We start from the raw sequence: 15,127 nt of genomic DNA, 5'->3' as shown, positions 1-15,127 counted from the left end.
GGCGTTTCGGAGCTTGGCTCACCAGATGACAAGCAACCCGGCTCCGCCGCCGATGTGCTCCGCGGCGCCCGCACACCACAGACCCACTGCGCAGGCTCACGGCGCGAGGCCGCGACGAGACCCGCCGCGGCGACTCCTCACTGGAGCTCTTCTTCGACCTGTGGTACCGGATCGTCACGCTGATCCAGACAGCCGGCGTGCTCGTCCTGACGGCAGGCGTCGCCCAGGTGTTCGAGCAACACGCGTACCTGGTCGTCGTCCTGGGCTATTTGATCATGCGGCTCGCCATGACGGCGCAGTGGCTGCGCGTGGCGCGGGCGAGCCAGGGCCCCGAGCGGACGATGGCGCTGCCGACAGCGCTGTTCCTGCTCACGGTGTGGGCGCTGCACTCGCGTTTCTACAAGGCGGGGATCGCCCAGCAGTCGGTGCTGCCGGCCACGGTGCTGCTGGTGGTCGTCTGTACGTTCCTGGGGCACTGGGCGGTGCTCGCGGCGGGGCTGGTGGCGGCGCTGGCGGTGGCAGCCGGGGTGACGCTGACGGCGCTCGGGGCGAGCTCGGAGCGCGGGAGGGACGATGAAGGCGCCGCAGTGGCCGGTTCTGTGAGGCCGCCGACGTCGACGCCACCCACATCACCGTCATGAGGCGACTCGAAGGGCTCCCCAAGAAGGCTGACATCGAGGACCTGTTCTCCACCAAGGACTACCTTTGGCTCCACAACAGGGCCACGTCGCCGTCGACGAGGCGGACCTGATCGCTACCGACAAGCCCTTCCCGATCCTCAAGCGCGTTCGGCGAGCTGCTCGACGCGTCTCATCATGACTGCGCAGGACTCTGGAGGACGGCGACGAGGGGGCGGTAGCTGGCGGAGGCGACTGTGTCGGCACGTCTCTGCCGGGGGGAGGAGGAAGACCGGCACGGTGATCCGCGCCCTTGGTGCCGTCGTTGCGGTGGGGCTGCGGCGCCCGACGGGTGTTCCGCATGATCTTCGTTTGGGAGCTGCGGGTGTCGGCGAAGCAGATGGCTTCAGGCTCCGTTCGCCGGTGGGTGCAATACTTCCTGGTCAGGCGCGTGGCCAGTGTTTCGGCTGCTTCGCGAGGCAGGACGAGGGACGCGGCGTATGTGGGCGAAGTCAGGGACAGGCATGGGCGTCGGCCCGACCGGACTGGTCGGGCGGGAGGGCGAGCTCGCCGAGCTTGCGGCGTTCCTGGACATGGCCGGGATGGACGGCGCTGTTCTGCTGCTCACCGGTGATCCGGGCGTGGGGAAGACGGCGCTCCTGGACGCGACCGCCGAGCTGGCGGTGGCGAGGGGAGTGCGGGTCGTCCGCGGGAGCGGTGTCGAGTACGAGACGGACATCAGCTTCGCGGGGCTCCATCAGCTCGTCGGCTCGCTGCCGGACGAGCTCGGTCGTCTGCCGCGTTCCGTGCGGGAGGCCCTTGAGGTCGCCCTCGGTCTCGGCGCCGGTCCCGCGCCGAGCCGGATCGCCGTCCTGAACGCGGCCCTGTCCCTGTTCGACGAGGCCGCGAAGGAGCGGCCGTTGCTCCTCGTGGTCGATGACCTTCATGTCGTCGACCAGGCGAGCCGGGCCGCGGTGGGTTTCGTCGCCAGGAGACTGGGGGGCCGCCGCATCGGGCTGCTCGGAGCACAGCGGGCGGAGTCCGGCGAAACCTTCCGGTCCACCGGTCTGCCGGAGCTCGAGGTCGGGCCGCTGGGCGACGCGGACGCCCTGCGGCTGCTGTCCCGACGTTTTGCTCACCTTCCCCGCCGGGTTCTTTCGACCGTGGCCCACGAGGCGCAGGGAAATCCCCTGGCGCTGCTCGAGTTCGCCGGGTCCACCGGAGTGTCCGGCGACCGACACGGCCGAGAGACGGGCTGGGCGAGCGGCCCGGGGCGGGATGTCCGCGCTCTGTACGGCGCCCGCGTCGGACGGCTGCCGCGGGGAACGCGTGAGGTACTGCTGCTCGCGGCTCTCGAGGGCTCCGGCGACATCGGCGTCCTCGAGGCGGCCGGCGGGCCGGGCAGCCTCGAGGAACTCGCTCCCGCGGAGCGTGACCACCTGGTCATGGTCACGGAGAACGGCCGCGCGGTGCGCTTCAGGCATCCGCTGGTCAGGTCCGCGGTGGTCGACGGTTCCACCGGTGAACAGCGGCGCGACGCCCACCGCCGGCTGGCCGACGCGCTGGCCGACCAGCCCGAGCGGCGCGGTGATCACCTCGCGAGAGCCACGACGGCGCCCGACGAGGCGGTCGCCGCCGTGGTGGAGTCGGCGGCCCGGAGCAGCCTGCGGCGCGGTGACGCCGACGGCGCGATCGCGAGATTGCGGCGCGCGGCCGAGCTGAGCACCGACCGAGCGGACCGCAGGCGTCGCCTGTCGCAGGCCGCCTATGCCGCCGCCTGGGTCACGGGCCATCTGGAGGTCAGCCACGAGATCATGCGTGAGGTCGAGGGCAACCCGGCGGCCCGGTCGCTCTCGGCGGCCGCGACGGCCGGCTTCCTGGTGCTCGTCACGGAAGGCGACGCCGATACGGCCCACGCACTCCTGATGGAGGCGGTCGAGCAGGCCCCGGTGATGCCCGGACCGCCGCACGAGGAGCTGGAGACCGCGCTGTTCACCCTCACCCTCGTCAGCCAGTACTCGGGCCGGCCCGAGCACTGGCAACCTCTGGTCGACGTGCTCGCCGGGGTCCCCGAGGCGGCGCCCGCCGCCGCGGCGTCGCTGGGACGCGTCCACTACGACCTCGGCTCCGTCACGGACGGGATGCTGCGCCGCCTGGACGAGGAGATCGCGCGGCTGAGGGACCAGAGTGACGCCGACGTGGTCATCCGCACCGCCTTGACCGCCTCGTACCTCGACCGGCTTCCGGGCTGTCGCGAGGCCGTGTCCCGGGTCATACGCGACGGCGGCGCGGTGGGGTCGAGCATGCCGGCCCTGATGTTCGTCGCCCTGGACGACCTGTACGCCGGCCGGTGGCAGGCGTCGGCCGGCGCCGCGGCCGAACTCATCGCACTGTCCGAGGAGACGGGGTACCACCTGTTCGCCCAGGTGGGGCATTACGTCGCCGCAATGGCCGCGGCCCAGCGCGGCGCCCTCGACGCGTGCCGGGAGCACTGCGAGGACATCTGGGGGTGGTCGGGTCCCAGGGGTCTGCGGCGGCTGGAGAACTGCGCCCACCAGGCGGCGGCCCGGGCGGCCCTCGGCGCCGCCGACTTCGAGACGGCGTTCCGGCACGCCACGGCGATCTGCGCCCCGGGCGTGCTGCCGGCGTTCAACCCCGAGGCCGTGTGGTCCGCGCCGGATCTCGTCGAGGCCGCCGTGCGCTCCGGGCGGCACGCGGAGGCGCGACGGCACGCGGACGCGCTGCGCGACGCCGGTGTCGGTCACCTCTCGTCACGGTTCGCGCTGAGCGCGGCCACGGTCACGGCGATGACATCGGCTGCCGAGGACATGGTCCGGTGCTTCGAGGAGGCGCTCGGGCTGCCGGGCATCGAGCAGTGGCCCTTCGAGGTCGGCCGCGCTCATCTGGCGTACGGCGAGAGGCTGCGCCGGCAAGGGCTCAACCGTGAGGCCCGGGCGCAGCTGGCCGCCGCCCGCGCCCGCTTCGAGCAGCTCGGGGCCCGTTCGTGGGAGGCCCGGGCCGCGGCGGAGCTCCGCGCCACCGGGATGACGCGAACCGGGCGGGGCAAGGCCGGCGAGGCCCTCACCCCGCAGGAGCTGGAGGTCGCCAGGCTGGCGGCGACGGGGCTGTCGAACCCGCAGATCGCGTCGCGTCTGTTCCTTTCGCCGCGGACCGTGTCGTCGCATCTCTACCGTGTGTTCCCGAAGCTGGGGATCACGTCGCGGGCCGGGCTCCGTGACGCTCTGGAGGCGCTGCCTCCCGAGCCTCCGGCCACCCCGCTGTGAGAGCCACCGGTCGGGTCTCGCCACTGCCCCGGTACTGACATAGGCGAGCCGTCGGCCGGATGTCAGTCAGCTGACGGAGGCTGTCGGCACGGTGGCCGAGCCATTCTCGTGGAGACATCGAACCCGCCCGGTACCCGGGCGAGACCACGAGGAGCGGACCATGCCGTTCGTCACCACCGGCGACGGAGTCGAGATCTTCTACAAGGACTGGGGCTCGGGCCGGCCGGTCATGTTCCACCACGGCTGGCCGCTGAGCTCGGACGACTGGGACGCCCAGTTGCTGTTCCTCGTCCGGCGGGGCTACCGCGTCGTCGCCCACGACCGCCGCGGGCACGGGCGCTCGGCCCAGGTCGGCCACGGGCACGACATGGACCGTTACGCGGCGGACGCCGCCGCCGTGGTGGCGCACCTCGGTCTGCGCGACGTCGTCCACGTCGGCCACTGCGCCGGTGGCGGAGAGGTCGCCCGGTACGTCGCCAGGCACGGTGCCGGCCGGGTTGGCAAGGCCGTCCTCATCGCAGCGGTCCCGCCGCTCATGGTCCAGACGGCATCCAACCCCGCAGGGCTGCCGGCGGAGGTCTTCGACGGCTTCCGCGAGGGCGTGGCCACCGACCGCTCCCAGTTCTACCTCGACATCGCCTCCGGGCCGTTCTACGGGTTCAACCGTCCGGGCGCGGACGTCTCCCAGGGCATCATCCAGAACTGGTGGCGCCAGGGGATGGCCGGCAGCGCGCAGGCGCACCACGAGGGGATCAGAGCGTTCTCGGAGACGGACTTCACCGACGACCTCCGGGCGATCGACGTGCCCACGCTCCTCCTGCACGGCGACGACGACCAGATCGTCCCGGTCTCCCACTCCGCCCGGTCGGCGGTCACGTTGGCCGAGCACGTGACCCAGAAGGTCTATCCGGGCCTGTCGCACGGCATGTGCACCGTCAACGCCGACACCGTCAACGCAGACCTCCTCGACTTCATCAAGAGCTGACCCGGCTCGGTACCGACACACAGCCCGTCAGCTCGGAACACACCACTGAACAGAGAAGGACTCACCATGACCGCAACACCCACCGGCTACGTGACCGTCGTCTGGGACGCGAAGGCGAAGGCGGGCAGGGAGGACGACCTCAAGGCGTTCATCACCGCCGCCGTCACCCCCTCGCGCAACGACCCCGGCAACATCGACTACGAGTCTCACGAAGTCGAGGGCCGACCCGGCGAGTTCGTCATCTACGAACGCTGGGAGACACGCGCCCACCTCGACGCCCACCTCGCCGCGCCCCGGATGCGGGAACTCGTCCCGCAGATGCTCGAACTGATCGACGGATCCATCGAGGACGGCATCCGCCTGCTGCGTCCGTTCCGCCCCGCTCAGTAGAGCAGGGCGCCCGCCGACGTCGGGGTCGACGCCGACGGAGCACACCGCCGCGGAACCAATCCCTCGGGTGCTCCCGGTGACCGCTTTCCGGGAGCGCCCGCTGCGACGACACGTACGGGAGAGACACGACGTGACCACCACATTGATCACCGGCCGCAACAGGGGCCTCGGCCACGAGATCGCGCGCCGACTCGTCCAGGCGAGCCAGACGGTCTGGACCGGAGCCCGGGACGCCGGGAACGGACGCAAGGCCGCCGACCGGCTCGGCGGTCGAGACGCTGGGCGCTCGGGCGGGCCACCTGGACATTCTCGTCACCAACGCCGGGATCCTCGGCGAAGTGACCACGCCCGAGGACATGACGGCCGACCAGATCCGCCACGTCTGCTTGAACCAACTGGGGTCATGCACGCTGACCCACGACCCGGAGCGGGTCGAGTCGCGGTATCCGCTCGCCGCCTACGGCTCGTCGAAGAGCGCGGTCACCCTGCTGGCCATGCGGTACGCCAGGACGATCCCCGACGTCCGCTTCAACGCGGTGGACCCCGGCCAGACCGCGACCGAGTTCACCGGCCACATCGGGCAGAGCGTCGAGGAGGGCGCTGAGGCGGCGGGTGCCTATCACCACCCTGGGGCCCGACACGCCCACCGGCACGGTGACCGACCGCGCCGGCGCACTCCCCTGGTGACGGCGGCCGGCCCTACCCGCCGGCCTTCGGGCCGCGCACCTGACGCGGACCGTGTTGCCCGTTGCTCCGGCATCCCGTCACGACGCCCTGCCCGCCTCGCGCCCCGGGCGTCTACGCGTCGTCGGTGGGGGAGCGCCGGGCGGCGCGGCGGCGCAGGAGCGGCGGCAGCACGTACCGGCGTTTCGCACCTGCGTGACCCACGGCCCACGGCCCACCCGACGGTGGGGGAGACGATCGGCCTTTCCGCCCACCGTCATGCCTCCTTGGCGGTGAGCCGGCCGACGGCCCGGATGACCTGGCGCCGGGTGGCCAGGCGTCGGGCGAGGAAGGCCATCACCCGGTTCATGCGGCCTGCTATGACGCTGGGCGGCGGGTTCCTGCGGTCCAGGGCGGCCAGCGCGGTGCGGACGACGTCGACGGGCGAGGCGAGCCGGGTCCCTCCGGCGGCCTGTGGGGTGCCCACGACGTCGAAGAACTCGGTCCGGGTCGCGCCGGGGGACAGGGCCAGCACCCGCAGACCGGTGCCGCGTGACTCCTCCCACAGAGCCTCGGTGAGGCTGAGCACGAACGCCTTGGTCGCCCCGTAGAGCGCCATGCGCGGGTTGGGCTGGTAGGCGGCCATGCTCGCCACGTTGACCAGTACCCCGCGGCCCGCCGTACGCAGTTGGCCGATGAAGGCACGGCTGATGTCGGCGACCGCGGTCACGTCGACCGCGATCTCCCGGCGCAGCCGGTCCGGGTCCGCCTGGTGGAAGGGGCCGAAGGTGGCGAACCCGGCGTTGTTGACCAGGCTCGTGACGCGCAGGCCGAGCTGGGCAACCTGCGCGGCCAGCGCCTGCCCGGGGTGGTCCGTGGCCAGGTCCATCTCCACCACGTGCACCTGGATCCGATGCTGTTCGCGCAGTTCGGTGGCCAGCTTCTCCAGGCGTTCCCTGCGGCGTGCGACCAGCACCAGGTCGGAGCCGCGGGCGGCGAGCTGGCGGGCGAACTCGGCGCCGAGGCCCGCGCTGGCCCCGGTGATGAGGGTGGTGTGTCCGTGGTAGTCGACGGCCGGCATGGTCATCCTTCTTTCAGTCGCTGTCTTCCTGGCAGTAAATGCCAAGTAGGCGGTCGCTGTCCAGAGGCGTATCCTGACGTCCATGACGACCTTGTGGGAGCGTTAGCGGCAGGCAGGTCGCCGTCCAGGCGATCCTGGATACGGCGGTACGCCTGTTCACCGAGCAGGGAGGAGGAGCTGGGCGAGCCGCTGAAACGGACCGTCGAGCAGAGCCGGCCGAGATGTCGGCTTGGGATGCCCTGTGCGCCGGATTCGAGGTCATTCTGACCGCCAACCACCCCCCCCCGAGCGTGCGCTGGAACTGTCCCGCCTCATCTTCGACACGCCCTCGCCGCACTCCCGCTACATCGAGAAGCGACGGCGCCGGCAGGACGAACTCGTCCCCGTCGTCCGGGCGCGGCTGGGCAACGGCCCCGGCCATCCGGCTCCCGACACGCAGGCCAAGGCGATCGTCGCGACGGTCTTCGCCTGTATCGACACGGCGACCGCACTCTGGGCCGGACATGACGGACGGATCGACCTGGCAGACCTCTGCGACCAGTGCCTCGCGGCGGTGCGGGACCATGGCTGAGGCACGTATCCCCGGCCCATCTTCGGGCGGAACCCGACGTCACCGCGCGCGGTCGACCGCAGCGGTCTGAAGCAGGCGGCAAGGGCCAAGTGGTGGGCCGTGCGCTGGAAGGCTCCACTGAACGCGTTCCAGGTCGCCTCCGGGGGCGCCTGCCCCCGAGCAACAACTGAACACTCAACGAACAGACCAGCCGTCAGATCGACGCGGCCTCAGGAGCCTTGCGGAAGTCAGCGGACGGTGAGCCCGCCGTCGACGGCGAGGATGGTGCCGGTGGTCCACTGGGCCGAGGCCAGATAGGCGGCCGCGGTGGCGACGTCGTCGGCAGTGCCCAGACGTCCCAGGGGGTAGGAGTGCTCGATCTGCTCGTCGTGTGCAGTGCGTTCCTCTGCGGTCATGGGGGCGACATAGGAGCGTTCGTACTGGGGAGTGCGGACGGCCCCGGGAGCGATGGCATTGACACGGACTCCTTGGGGGCCGAGTTCACTGGCCAGCGCCCGGGTCATGGAGTTGAGCGCTCCGCGGGTGGCGGAGTAGGCGGCCGAATGACGGCCGGCGACCATTTTGCGGGCCCAGTAGCTGCTGATGTTGATGACGCTTCCCCGAGCGTTCACGAGGGCGGGCAGGAGTTGCTGGCTCAGCAGCAGCGGCACCTGGACGTTGAGGTGCCACATGGTGTTCATCTCGTCGACCGTGGTGTCGGCGAGGGAGGCGAAGTGTGCGGTGCCGACGTTGTTGACGAGGGTGTCGACCCGGTCGGTCAGGCTTCCGACGTGCCCGGCGATCAGGGCGGGGGCATCGGGCGCGGAGAGATCCGCGGGCACGGTGTGCACGACGGTGCCGTGCCGGCCAAGTTCCTTCGCGGCGGTCTCGAGCTTGTCGCGGTTGCGGGCGACAAGAACAAGGTCCGCTCCGTCGCGGGCGAGGGCACCGGCGATGGCCAGGCCCAGGCCCTCGCTGCCGCCTGTGACGACGGCGAAACGGCTGCTGGTGCGGTGCTCGGACATGTCAGATCGCCTTTGTGTGGTCGGTGGAAACACTCAGCGTCGCGAATCGGCCCAGCTCTTCGAGTTGGTCGCCGCGGGCGTCCCCGATGCCGGCGAGGGCGTCACTGCCGAGAGGGAGGCGCAGCGGGGGGCTCGGCATATCGGCGAGGGCGACGAGGGCCTGGGCCATACGGGCGGGGTCGCCGACCTGCCTTGCCGCGGCGTCCGCGGAGCGCGCCAGCCCTTCATGCACGGGGAGGTAATCGGGGAGGGCGGCGCTGCCGGGCAGCCGACTCGCCCAGTTGGCGCGGAAGTCGGTGCGGGCTGCTCCGGGCTCCACGATCGTCGTCCGGATGCCCAGTGGGGTGAGCTCGGCGGCCAGTGAGACGCTCAGACCTTCGAGGGCGTGCTTGCTGGCCGTGTAGGCGCTCATCCCCGGGGCACCGATCTGCCCTGCCAGCGAGCTGATCTGCAGCACACGGCCCGCTTTCGCCGCGCGCAGGTAGGGCAGAGCGGCGCGCAGGACATTGGCGGCGGCGAAGAAGTTCACTTCGAACTGGGCGCGCAGCTCCACGTCGTCCAGTTCCTCGAAGGGGCCCGCCAGCGCGTAGCCGGCGTTGTTGACGACGACGTCGAGGCGGCCGAACCCGGTGATCGCGTCATCCAGTACCGGACGCAGCGTCCCGGCGTCGGTGATGTCCACGCTCACGGTGCGCAGACGCCCGGGGAAGGCGGCGGCCAGCGGTTGCAGCGGCCCGTCGCCGCGCGTGACCGCGATCACTCGCTCACCCGAACTCAGAACCTCACTGACCAGGGCCTGGCCCAACCCGCCGGACGCGCCGGTGACCAGCCACACGCGGGATCCCATGCTTCGCACCTCTCGCACGAGCCAACAAACGGACCGATCTTGTCCGCTTCAACGAGGGTAGAGGAGGCGGACAGAGGCTGTCCACTTATGGATAAGATGGGGCGATGAACACGGAGCGGCCTGTGGCGACCCAGGGGACGGCGATGCCCGTGCGCGCCGACGCCCAGCGCAACGCCGCGCGGGTTCTCGCGGCCGCGCGTCGTGCCGTCGCCTCTACTGGGCTGGACGTGAGCTACCACGAGATCGCTCGGGAGGCCGGCGTCGGCGTGGGCACCGTCTACCGGCGCTACCCCGAACGCGACCAGCTCATGGCGGCGGTGCTGAGCGATATCCTCACCGAACTGATCGACACCGCACACCAGGCTCTGGACTGCGATGACGCCTGGGAGGGCTTCTCGTTGCTGTTCACCAGCCTGGCTCTGCGCACCGCTCAGAACGCGGGACTGTCCGGCTCCCTGGATCAGCACGGCGGGCCCGCTGTCGCCCAGCAGCGCCACGAACTCCTCGACCTCACCCGGAGGGTCATCGAACGCGCCCAGGACCAGGGACGTCTTCGCCGGGATCTGGCCTGGCAGGAAGTGCTGCGGCTGACCGGCGCCCCAGCGGCACAGGGATGCGTGCTGGGACTTGAGCCTGACCCCGCTCGCGGTCACCACTTGGTGCTGACCGTTCTTCTCGACGGTCTGCGAACCGGCTGACACCGGCGACGTACCGAAGCTCCCAGGAGCGGATGACATAGTCCGGGAGTGGACGACACCGCCGGGACGATGCCGTGCACCCACTCGGCGCGTTCCATGAATGCGAGTCTCCCGACACCGGGTGTACCGGCCCTCGCCAGTGACCCGGTGAGCCGACCCCGGACGGTCCCCCTCGAACCCGTTCACGCCAGGGGCTGAATGGTCTCCAAGCCCTCAAGGAGGGGGCCCAGCCGACTTCACCTACACGTAGAAAGAGCCGCATCCGCCCGCTAAATGCCGAAATTACCCAGACGAGTGACAGTTCCGCACGAACGAGGTGGTACGAGGCGCCGACAGTACGACACCACCTCGGGAACTTCCCCACAGTTCACCCCGGCGTGCAGAGGTCAGTATCGGCGTACAAGCCAAAAACCTTGACTGCAACGTCGGCGCGGTCGTCAGTGAAGGTGTCTGGGAGGCCGGCGAGTAGTTCGAAGTCTCGCTTGCCGGTCGCCGCGTCGGCCACGGTACTGAGGGGCAGGGTGTCGCACTCTGAAGCGGACAAGGCAGCGTCCACCGCGACAGCGTGAGCGGCCAAGGACGCGAAGACCTCCATGAGCCGTTCCCCCGCCGCCTCCCACATGCGCGCAGGCTGGGTACGGGACGGGGCCGGACGTTGTCTCAGCGGTTGACTTCGAGGTTCGTCAGGACGAGCAGGGCGCGCAGGTGATCGATCTCCTGGCTCTTCGGATGCCGCCGCCTGACCGTCCGCTCCGAACGCAAGGGCAGTCACTTCCTCGCCTGCCTCGGGCTCGCCGCGGTCATGACCTGCTACAAGGGGCTCTCCAGGATCGCCACGTGAGACACCCTCTCTTCGCTGAGTTGGAGGCGGCCCGTACGGTCGTTCGACCCGAATTGCCGAACGGACCGTACGGACAACTTCTACACGCGACCCGCGCAGGGCGATTCGTTACGAATGCCGGACGAGGTTCGCGCGCAGCATCTTTTCGAGGTTCAGCTCCACCTCGCGCGTGTGAACCCCGGCCGCGAGCGCTGCCCGGGCAAGCTCTCCAGACGCGGGAGTAAACGTTTCACCGAGCAGGCGGTTTTCCGCGCGCAATGCGTCCTCAAGCGTGCCGTCGGCCGCGTCGATTGCTTCGGTAGCCGCGGCGCGGACACCGTCGGGCAGGGACGCGATGGCCAGTGCGACCCACTCGACATATTCATCCAGTTCTGCGGCGGGCAGAGCTCGGTTCACCCAACCCCACCGCTCGGCAGTCGCCGCGTCGACGAGCCCGCCTGTCAGCACGATCTCGAGAGCGCGAGCGCGACCCACGAGGCGGGGCAGGTGGGCAGTCGCACCGGCTCCAGGGACGATGCCGATCAGTGCCTCGAACTGGCCGAACGCCGCAGTCTCGAGGGCCGCGAATCGCAGATCCAGGCTGGAGACCAGCTCGGCTCCACCGCCACGGGCGAGTCCCGCGACCTTGGCGATGGTGGTCTGAGGCAGACGCCGCCAGCGTTCGTGAAGCCGCATCATCGGGCCCGTCCCGACAAGCGTTTCCTCCGCGACCGGGAGGGCGGCGTAGGTCGCGGGGTCCTCCACGAATGACAGGTCGCCGTGCGCCAGGAAGAACTCCGGATTGGCGCTCTGGACCACGATGACGTGCAGATCGGAATCATTCTCGGCCGATGCGGCGACGGCGTCCAGGTCGAGCATGAGCTGTGCCGTCATCAGGTTGACGGGCGGAACGTCGATCGAGACCCACAGCACTCCGTCCTGGCGCTTGAGATTGAGGCTGGGCAGGGACTGTTCGGTCATGAGATTCCTTTGGGTTGCCGGTATATCTGGTATACCTGGTACATGGCAGGTACTTCAAAGAAACCTGGTATCCGCGAAGATCGGGCCGGTCACGAGACCATCGTTGGCCCGCAGCGCGAGCTCCTCGATCAGCTGCTGGACAAGTGGGGTCATCTGCTGCTGGCCGCGTTGTGCCGACAGCCGCGACGCTTCAACGAGCTCAAGAGAGAGCTCGAGGGGGTCACTCAAAAATCGCTGACGCAGGCACTGCGACGGTTGGAACGCAACGGCCTCGTCGAGCGCCGGGTACTGATGCAACGCCCCGTTGCTGTGGAGTACCGGATCACACCGCTGGGCCGCACGCTTGAGGAGCCCTTCTCGATCCTGCGCTCCTGGACCGCCGACCACCTCCCCGAAGTCGAACGACACAGGGAGGCATTCGACAAAGGCGCGGACACCCATCACTGATACTTTCGGGATGAGTAAGGTGTGAAGGCTTGGCGATCGGATCCGGTGGCGGCAGAGCGGTCCAGGTGTCGGATGATCTTGTGCTTGATACTCCGTGGGAACGTGTCGCGCCGCTGCTCCCTCCTCGGCCGCCGCGGCCGTCGGCGGTATCCGGGCCGCCTGCCGGTGGATGACCGTGCGCCGCGCGGGATCATCTACGTCTTGCGCGGGTGTGACCTGGGCGGATGTGCCGACCGAGCCGATCGGCTGCAGCGGGGTGACGTGCTGGCGGCGCCTGCGGGACTGGACCGAGGCCGGCGTCTGGCCCCGCCTGCACGAAATCCTCCTCGCGGAACTCCGCAGAGCCGTCCCCTTTTTGCTGTTCTCGTGGCTGCCATCACGGTGTGCGACGGCTGACTTCGGCAGCGGTGGCCGCAGTACACCGTCCCGCACCGCGTCCTGCGGCACTCAAAACACTCGCCGACTCACCCGAGGAACGCGCCCTTTTCGATCGGCTCCAATACGCCGATTCCATAGGGAAGTGCGGGGCGTCCACCACCCGGTCGACCCGGACCGGATGCACCAGCTCCGCGGCACCCTCCGCGACGAGCTGGCCGGCATGGGCCCCTTCCAGGTCCAGCTCGGCCCGGTGTGGCCAGGCGTCACCGCCGTGACCGTCGCGGTCTACCCGGAGCGCGGGATGGCCGCGCCCAACGGCCGCGTCCGCACCGCGATGGAGAAGGTGCTCGGGTTCTCGCTGAGGCCGCCTGAGCCGCGCTCTTGGGCCCGCGCGTCGCTCACTTAGAGTCCGTAACGCGATCATGGGCGGGCCTTCTTGAGGCGTCTGCGGCAGATGAGGCTACAGGCCAACGAGACGAAGGCATCGTGGAGTTCGGTTCGGCGTTCCCAACGGACGGCAAGGCCTTTGAACTGGTGGAGCGGGGCGAAGGTCTGCTCGACGACGTAGCGGAGCTTGCCCAAGCCCTTGCGCCAACAGCAGGCTGGCCATCGCCGCCCCTTCATTGTTACGACAGCCCAGTCGTAACAATGAAGGTTGCAACCAACTGTCGTAACAATTAGCGTTGCGACTGCCGGAAAAGGTCAAGCAACGAGGTGAGAAGGTTGAGCAAGACACTCACGGGCAAGGTCGCCCTGGTCACCGGGGGGTCACGCGGACTGGGAGCCGCGACCGTACGGCTGATGGCCGAGCAGGGCGCCGACGTAGCCTTCACCTACGTCAGCTCCGAGAAGCAGGCGCGGGCCGTCGTCGACGAGGTGCTCGGCAAGGGAGTCAAGGCCGTCGCCTTCCAGTCCGACCAGGCGGACACAAGCCGGGCGCCGGCGCTGATCGACGACGTGGTCGCGCACTTCGGTGGCCTGGACATACTCGTCAACAACGCGGCGATCTCGGTGGAGCAGGGGCGCACGGTGGACGACCCGGACGCCGACACAGCCGCACTGGACCGGATGCACGCCACCAACTACCTCGGCGTGATCGCCGTCATCCGGGCCGCCTCCCGAGTGCTGCGCACGGGGGGCCGCATCATCACGGTGAGTTCCGGACTGGGCTCCCGGGTCGGCGTCCCGGGCGTTGCCGACTACTCGGCGACCAAGTCAGGCATCGAGAGGTACACCATGGGGGTCGCACGGGACCTGGGGCCCCGCGACATCACAGCCAACGTCGTGGAAGCCGGACTGATGGACAGCGGCATGCAACCGCCGGACCCCGACACCCTCAAGGCCCTGCTCAGCTCGCTGTCCCTGCAACGCATGGGGCACCCCGACGAAATCGCCGCGGCGATCGCCTTCCTGGCGAGCCCCGCCGCCTCGTACGTCACGGGCGCGGTGCTGGACGCCCACGGCGGCTACAACGCCTGAACCCGAAACCCTGCCGCGCGCCCCGAAGGACATCGCGTCTTCGGGGCGCGCGCCGCCAACGACCCGCGTGCGCGTGGACACGCCTCAAGAAGCCCGGATCGTGATCGTGTTACGAGTTCTTAGGGGTGCGAAATGCCAGAAGCTGGTCGGCCAGTGGCGCTGTCTTCTCTGTCGGTAACGCCTCTGGAGGATCGTGAGCTGAGGGCTGGGAGGGAGAGCGAGCGTTCAAGAGCGCGCCTGCTCTGTCCCTTGAGCTACGAGTGCTGACTGCGTAAACACAGCCTTCGGGCGCTGTTCCCCGGGGCGCGGGGGACACATGGGGGAATCGCGGATTCCTGGCGGCCAGGGGACGCGGGCGCCCCCCGGTCGGGGTGTGTAGGGTCTCCCGCCACCTTCACGCCGTGGGTGCACAGGTGGGCTTCGGCACTGACCACGGCGCTCAGCGTGGCGCGTTCGCTGAGGGCGTCCGGCAGCAGGTAGTGCCGTTTGTGATCGGTGAGGAAGCCGTGCTGGACGAGGACGCCGTGTGCCGTGTCGGTGGTGGCGGTCGCGGTGACGGCGCCGTCGGCGGAGCGGAAGGTCACATCGGGCGTGGGCGGGTTCTGCCCGCCGTCGTGGCGGCGGGTGGTCCAGGCCAGGTCGACGAGATCATGGGTGCAGGCCATCAGCCCGTACGCGGCGACGCCGGCGCGCTCGTGGGCGTCCTCGGCGGTGTCAGGCGGCAGGAGGTAGACGGTGCGGCCGTGGAGCCGGCGGGCGGTGAAGCCGGCGTCGGTCAGCATCTGCGGGGCTTGGGGGATGCGGCGGTTGAGGATGAGGAAGGTGTGTCCATCGACGGTCGCGCCGATGAAGACGTCGTGGTGGTCGGTGAGAGCCATGCTG

At 69.9% G+C, this 15,127-nt stretch carries 15 protein-coding genes and 1 pseudogene; 10 read left to right on the top strand and 6 right to left on the bottom strand.

The window, feature by feature from the left end; all coding sequences use genetic code 11:
- Window positions 1-197 precede the first annotated feature (197 nt).
- The 4 genes from ACZ3IG_RS21520 to ACZ3IG_RS21505 all read left to right on the top strand — a co-directional run bounded on the left by ACZ3IG_RS21520 (window position 198) and on the right by ACZ3IG_RS21505 (window position 5,276).
- Window positions 198-641, top strand: coding sequence for a hypothetical protein (locus ACZ3IG_RS21520; protein ID WP_467433999.1), 444 nt, complete (start codon window positions 198-200; stop codon window positions 639-641).
- Window positions 642-1,141: 500 nt separating this feature from the next.
- Window positions 1,142-3,901: an ATP-binding protein gene (locus ACZ3IG_RS21515; protein ID WP_467433997.1), complete on the top strand. Its 2,760-nt coding sequence runs from the start codon at window positions 1,142-1,144 to the stop codon at window positions 3,899-3,901.
- A 160-nt stretch (window positions 3,902-4,061) separates the two neighbouring features.
- Window positions 4,062-4,886, top strand: a complete 825-nt coding sequence (locus ACZ3IG_RS21510) for an alpha/beta fold hydrolase (protein ID WP_467433996.1) — start codon at window positions 4,062-4,064, stop codon at window positions 4,884-4,886.
- A gap of 66 nt (window positions 4,887-4,952) precedes the next feature.
- Window positions 4,953-5,276, top strand: a complete 324-nt coding sequence (locus tag ACZ3IG_RS21505; RefSeq protein ID WP_467433995.1) for a putative quinol monooxygenase — start codon at window positions 4,953-4,955, stop codon at window positions 5,274-5,276.
- Window positions 5,277-6,216: 940 nt separating this feature from the next.
- On the opposite strand, the gene ACZ3IG_RS21500 is transcribed toward ACZ3IG_RS21505, so the two are convergent.
- Complete coding sequence (locus tag ACZ3IG_RS21500; RefSeq protein ID WP_467433994.1) at window positions 6,217-7,020, bottom strand: SDR family NAD(P)-dependent oxidoreductase; 804 nt, start codon at window positions 7,018-7,020, stop codon at window positions 6,217-6,219.
- Between the two features lie 241 nt (window positions 7,021-7,261).
- Here ACZ3IG_RS21500 and ACZ3IG_RS21495 point away from each other — a divergent pair, with 241 nt between their 5' ends.
- Complete coding sequence (locus ACZ3IG_RS21495) at window positions 7,262-7,591, top strand: hypothetical protein (protein ID WP_467433992.1); 330 nt, start codon at window positions 7,262-7,264, stop codon at window positions 7,589-7,591.
- Window positions 7,592-7,818: 227 nt separating this feature from the next.
- On the opposite strand, the gene ACZ3IG_RS21490 is transcribed toward ACZ3IG_RS21495, so the two are convergent.
- A complete protein-coding gene (locus ACZ3IG_RS21490) occupies window positions 7,819-8,595 on the bottom strand; it encodes an SDR family NAD(P)-dependent oxidoreductase (protein ID WP_467433991.1) in 777 nt (258 codons plus the stop codon).
- Between the two features lies 1 nt (window position 8,596).
- A complete protein-coding gene (locus ACZ3IG_RS21485) occupies window positions 8,597-9,442 on the bottom strand; it encodes an SDR family oxidoreductase (RefSeq protein ID WP_467433989.1) in 846 nt (281 codons plus the stop codon).
- 104 nt (window positions 9,443-9,546) lie between these two features.
- Here ACZ3IG_RS21485 and ACZ3IG_RS21480 point away from each other — a divergent pair, with 104 nt between their 5' ends.
- Window positions 9,547-10,140, top strand: a complete 594-nt coding sequence (locus tag ACZ3IG_RS21480) for a TetR/AcrR family transcriptional regulator (RefSeq protein ID WP_467433988.1) — start codon at window positions 9,547-9,549, stop codon at window positions 10,138-10,140.
- Window positions 10,141-10,507: 367 nt separating this feature from the next.
- Here ACZ3IG_RS21480 and ACZ3IG_RS21475 read toward each other — a convergent pair whose 3' ends face one another.
- Together ACZ3IG_RS21475 and ACZ3IG_RS21470 are read right to left on the bottom strand one after the other, a co-directional pair.
- Window positions 10,508-10,735 carry a hypothetical protein gene (locus tag ACZ3IG_RS21475; RefSeq protein WP_467433987.1) on the bottom strand — a complete coding sequence of 76 codons (228 nt, stop codon included), beginning with the start codon at window positions 10,733-10,735 and terminating at the stop codon, window positions 10,508-10,510.
- Window positions 10,736-11,089: 354 nt separating this feature from the next.
- The gene (locus tag ACZ3IG_RS21470) at window positions 11,090-11,941 is read right to left on the bottom strand and encodes an enoyl-CoA hydratase/isomerase family protein (RefSeq protein WP_467433985.1); all 852 of its coding nucleotides are present in this window, start codon (window positions 11,939-11,941) and stop codon (window positions 11,090-11,092) included.
- 42 nt (window positions 11,942-11,983) lie between these two features.
- Here ACZ3IG_RS21470 and ACZ3IG_RS21465 point away from each other — a divergent pair, with 42 nt between their 5' ends.
- The 4 genes and pseudogenes from ACZ3IG_RS21465 to ACZ3IG_RS21450 all read left to right on the top strand — a co-directional run bounded on the left by ACZ3IG_RS21465 (window position 11,984) and on the right by ACZ3IG_RS21450 (window position 14,245).
- Window positions 11,984-12,388, top strand: a complete 405-nt coding sequence (locus tag ACZ3IG_RS21465) for a winged helix-turn-helix transcriptional regulator (protein ID WP_467433984.1) — start codon at window positions 11,984-11,986, stop codon at window positions 12,386-12,388.
- 65 nt (window positions 12,389-12,453) lie between these two features.
- A pseudogene (locus ACZ3IG_RS21460) lies at window positions 12,454-12,734 on the top strand (transposase); the annotation flags it as partial.
- A gap of 174 nt (window positions 12,735-12,908) precedes the next feature.
- Entirely contained in the window at window positions 12,909-13,172 is a 264-nt protein-coding gene (locus tag ACZ3IG_RS21455) for a hypothetical protein (RefSeq protein WP_467434084.1), read from the top strand.
- Between the two features lie 317 nt (window positions 13,173-13,489).
- Window positions 13,490-14,245: an SDR family NAD(P)-dependent oxidoreductase gene (locus ACZ3IG_RS21450; protein ID WP_467433983.1), complete on the top strand. Its 756-nt coding sequence runs from the start codon at window positions 13,490-13,492 to the stop codon at window positions 14,243-14,245.
- A 254-nt stretch (window positions 14,246-14,499) separates the two neighbouring features.
- Here the strand turns inward: ACZ3IG_RS21450 and ACZ3IG_RS21445 are convergent, their stop codons facing one another.
- Window positions 14,500-15,123 carry a hypothetical protein gene (locus ACZ3IG_RS21445; RefSeq protein WP_467433982.1) on the bottom strand — a complete coding sequence of 208 codons (624 nt, stop codon included), beginning with the start codon at window positions 15,121-15,123 and terminating at the stop codon, window positions 14,500-14,502.
- Window positions 15,124-15,127 lie beyond the last annotated feature (4 nt).

It is taken from the genome of Streptomyces sp. NPDC016677 (assembly GCF_055562815.1).
This window is presented reverse-complemented; position numbering and strand designations above follow the sequence as displayed.

Coding starts and splice junctions, on each gene's coding strand:
- ACZ3IG_RS21445 (WP_467433982.1), bottom strand. CDS start 15,123: ATGGCTCTCACCGACCACCACGACGTCTTCATCGGCGCGACCGTCGAT.
- ACZ3IG_RS21470 (WP_467433985.1), bottom strand. CDS start 11,941: ATGACCGAACAGTCCCTGCCCAGCCTCAATCTCAAGCGCCAGGACGGA.
- ACZ3IG_RS21485 (WP_467433989.1), bottom strand. CDS start 9,442: ATGGGATCCCGCGTGTGGCTGGTCACCGGCGCGTCCGGCGGGTTGGGC.
- ACZ3IG_RS21475 (WP_467433987.1), bottom strand. CDS start 10,735: ATGGAGGTCTTCGCGTCCTTGGCCGCTCACGCTGTCGCGGTGGACGCT.
- ACZ3IG_RS21510 (WP_467433996.1), top strand. CDS start 4,062: ATGCCGTTCGTCACCACCGGCGACGGAGTCGAGATCTTCTACAAGGAC.
- ACZ3IG_RS21490 (WP_467433991.1), bottom strand. CDS start 8,595: ATGTCCGAGCACCGCACCAGCAGCCGTTTCGCCGTCGTCACAGGCGGC.
- ACZ3IG_RS21465 (WP_467433984.1), top strand. CDS start 11,984: ATGGCAGGTACTTCAAAGAAACCTGGTATCCGCGAAGATCGGGCCGGT.
- ACZ3IG_RS21515 (WP_467433997.1), top strand. CDS start 1,142: ATGGGCGTCGGCCCGACCGGACTGGTCGGGCGGGAGGGCGAGCTCGCC.
- ACZ3IG_RS21505 (WP_467433995.1), top strand. CDS start 4,953: ATGACCGCAACACCCACCGGCTACGTGACCGTCGTCTGGGACGCGAAG.
- ACZ3IG_RS21500 (WP_467433994.1), bottom strand. CDS start 7,020: ATGCCGGCCGTCGACTACCACGGACACACCACCCTCATCACCGGGGCC.
- ACZ3IG_RS21480 (WP_467433988.1), top strand. CDS start 9,547: ATGAACACGGAGCGGCCTGTGGCGACCCAGGGGACGGCGATGCCCGTG.